The 3,107-nt window shown below is 73.9% G+C and carries 4 protein-coding genes; all 4 read left to right on the top strand.

Annotated elements, in window-relative coordinates; translation table 11 throughout:
- Nucleotides 1-980 (top strand): VWA domain-containing protein (locus tag C1I98_RS37110; RefSeq protein WP_306461948.1); only part of this gene is annotated, 980 nt, incomplete at its 5' end.
- 47 nt (nt 981-1,027) lie between these two features.
- Complete coding sequence (locus C1I98_RS37115; protein WP_111171943.1) at nt 1,028-1,642, top strand: class I SAM-dependent methyltransferase; 615 nt, start codon at nt 1,028-1,030, stop codon at nt 1,640-1,642.
- Nucleotides 1,639-2,211 (top strand): TrmH family RNA methyltransferase, encoded by a 573-nt coding sequence (locus C1I98_RS37120; protein ID WP_233508513.1) that lies wholly within the window; start codon nt 1,639-1,641, stop codon nt 2,209-2,211. The genes C1I98_RS37115 and C1I98_RS37120 overlap by 4 nt, the downstream gene beginning before the upstream one ends.
- 58 nt (nt 2,212-2,269) lie before the next feature.
- The gene (locus C1I98_RS37125; protein ID WP_111171944.1) at nt 2,270-3,070 is read left to right on the top strand and encodes a glycerophosphodiester phosphodiesterase family protein; all 801 of its coding nucleotides are present in this window, start codon (nt 2,270-2,272) and stop codon (nt 3,068-3,070) included.
- Nucleotides 3,071-3,107 lie beyond the last annotated feature (37 nt).

Genomic DNA, 3,107 nt, shown 5'->3' on the forward strand with positions numbered 1-3,107 from the left:
GCCCGGCCCCCGGCGGGGAAGGCGGGGGGCACATGACGTTCCTGTCACCGGGCTGGCTGTGGCTGCTGGCCGCGCTCGTGCCGCTGGCCGGCGGCTATGTGGCGGCGCAGTTCGCCCGCCGCCGCCACGCCGTGCGGTTTTCCAACCTGCCGCTGTTGTCGCTGGTCTCCCCGGCGGCGCCCGGCCGGCGCCGCCACCTGGCGCCCGCGTTGTTCCTGCTCATGATGACCCTGCTGGTGCTGGCCGTGGCCCGCCCCGCCGACGCGGTGCGCGTGCCCCGCGACCGGGCCACCATCATCATCGCCATGGACATCTCCCTGTCCATGGAGGCCGACGACGTCACCCCCGACCGGATCAGCGCCGCCAAGGACGCCGCCCAGCGGTTCGTGCGCGACCTGCCCGAACGGTTCAACGTCGGCCTGGTGTCCTTCGCCCGCTCGGCCGCGGTGGTGGTCTCCCCCACCACCGACCACCTGGGCGTCATCACCGCCATCGGCAACCTGTCCACCCGGGCCGGGACCGCCATCGGCGAGGCGGTGTTCAACTCCCTGGACTCCATCCGTTCCTTCGACCAGCGGGCCGCCACCGACCCGCCGCCGGCGGCGCTGGTGCTGCTGTCCGACGGCGACAACACCTCCGGCCGCGCGGTCAGCGAGGCCATCGAGGCGGCCGTGCAGGCCCGGGTGCCGGTGTCGACCATCGCCTACGGCACCCAGGAGGGCACCGTGGTGATCGACGGGCGGGCGGTCAACGTACCGGTCAACAAGGCCACCTTGCAGACCCTGTCGGACGGCACCGGCGGGCGGGCCTATGCCGCCGAGTCCGGCACCGAGCTGCGCGAGGTGTACGAGCAGATCGGCACCTCCCTCGGCTACAAGACCGTCCACCAGGAGATCGGCCAGTGGTTCGTGCTGGCCGCGCTGCTGGCCGGGGCGCTGGTCGCGGCGCTGTCGCTGCTGTTCGGCTCCCGCCTGCCCTGAAGGCGGCGGGCGGGGGTGGTGCCCCGGCATTGGTAACGTCGGTGCCCGTGGCGCACTACTTCTCCGAGCGGCCCGAAGGCGGGGCCCGGCCCGGCACGACGGGATCGGTCACGCTCGTCCTGCCCGACCTGCACCTGCGGCTGGCGACCGGCGGCGGGATGTTCTCCCCCGGCAGGATCGACCCCGGCACCCGGGTGCTGCTGGAGACCGTGCCGCCGCCGCCCGCCACGGGCGACCTGCTGGACCTGGGCTGCGGGTACGGCCCGATCGCGCTGACCATGGCGACGCGTGCGCCGCAGGCGACGGTGTGGGCGGTGGATGTGAACCGGGCGGCGCTGGAGCTGTGCGCGGCGAACGCCACGGCCCACGGCCTTTACAGAGTAAGGTCGATGCATGCCGACGAGGTGCCGCCCGATGTACGATTCGCTGCGATCTGGTCCAATCCGGCCATCCGTATCGGCAAACCCGCGCTGCACGCGATGCTGACCCGCTGGCTGGACCGCCTGGCCCCCGGCGGCGCGGCCCACCTGGTGGTGCAAAAGCACCTCGGCTCGGACTCCCTGCAGCGCTGGCTGGCCGGCCAGGGCCACCCGGTCACCCGCGTGGCGTCCCGATCGTCGTACCGGATACTGAAAGTAGAGGCCAAGGTGGAGTCCAGGTGAACGGCGGAGTCCAGGTGAACACCCGCAGGCAGTTGCGCCCGACCGACGTCAAACGCCTCAACCGCGCCTGGCGCCGCTCCACCGAGGGCCGCCTGGCGCTCATCCTGGAATCGGTCACCAGCCCGTTCAACATCGGCACCATCTTCCGCACCGCCGCCGCGTTCGGCGCCGAGCGGATCTGGCTGGCCGGCAACGCCACCCCGCCGACCACCCAAAAGGCGCAGAAGACCGCCCTGGGCACCGACCGGCTGGTGCCGTGGGAGGAGCCCGCGCCCACCCTCTCGGCCGTCCAGGCGGCCAGGGAGGCGGGTTTCACCGTGGTGGCCGTCGAGCTGAGCGGCGATGCCGTGCCGCTGCACCAGGCCCCGCTCGGCGGCGCGGTGTGCCTGGCCCTGGGCGGGGAGGACCACGGCTGCTCCCCCGCGCTGCTGGAGGCCGCCGCCGCGGTGTGCTACATCCCGCAGGTCGGCCGCGTCGGGTCCTTCAACGTCGGGATCGCCGCCGCCATCGCCATGGCCGAGGCCCGCCGCCGCGAATGGGCCCGCCCCGAGGCGCCCGGCGGTCCGTGAGCGAACGTTCACCTCCCCGGACTGACGCCGGGCCCCCGCACCGGGCATACTCCTGCACGTGCAGCGACGCTTCCCCTTCCTCGACCATCCCGCCCCGCTGGCCTTCGCCCACCGCGGCGGGGCCGGCGAGGGCCGGGAGAACACCGTCGCCGCCTTCGCCCGCGCCGTGGACCTCGGCTACACCTACCTGGAGACCGACGCCCACGCCACCTCCGACGGGGTGCTGGTCGCCTTCCACGACCACACCCTGGACCGGGTCACCGACCGCACCGGCCGGATCGCCGAACTCCCCTACCGGATGGTGCGCCAGGCGCGCGTCGGCGGCGTCGATGAGATCCCGCTCCTTGAGGACCTGCTGGGCAGCTGGCCGCGGGCCCGGTTCAACATCGACGTCAAGGAGGCCGGGGCGATCGGCCCGCTGGCCGAGGCGATCAGGCGCACCGCGGCCCACGACCGCGTCTGCCTGACCTCCTTCTCCGACGAGCGGCTCAGCCGCGCCCGCGCCGCCGTCGGCCGGCAGGTGTGCTCGGCGCTGGGCCCCCGCGGGGTGGCCGCGCTGCGCGCCGCCGCCGCCACCTCCGGGTACGGCAGGCTGCTGACCCGCCTGGCCCGCGCCGAGGTGCCGTGCGCGCAGGTGCCGGTCGGGTTTCGCGGGCTGCGCGTCACCACCCGGGCCCTGGTGCGCACCGCGCACGCCCTGGGCATGCAGGTGCACGTGTGGACGATCAACGAGCCGGCGCGCATGGAGCAACTGCTCGACCTCGGCGTGGACGGCATCATGTCCGACAACATCACCGGCCTGCGGCAGGTGCTGCGGGCGCGCGGCATGTGGCACCCGCTCACCCCCGCGCCCTCCTGAAAGAGCCCGACCCCGAGCCATGACCTGAGCCATGACC

Source organism: Spongiactinospora gelatinilytica (genome assembly GCF_003236385.1).
GTDB lineage: Bacteria > Actinomycetota > Actinomycetes > Streptosporangiales > Streptosporangiaceae > Spongiactinospora > Spongiactinospora gelatinilytica.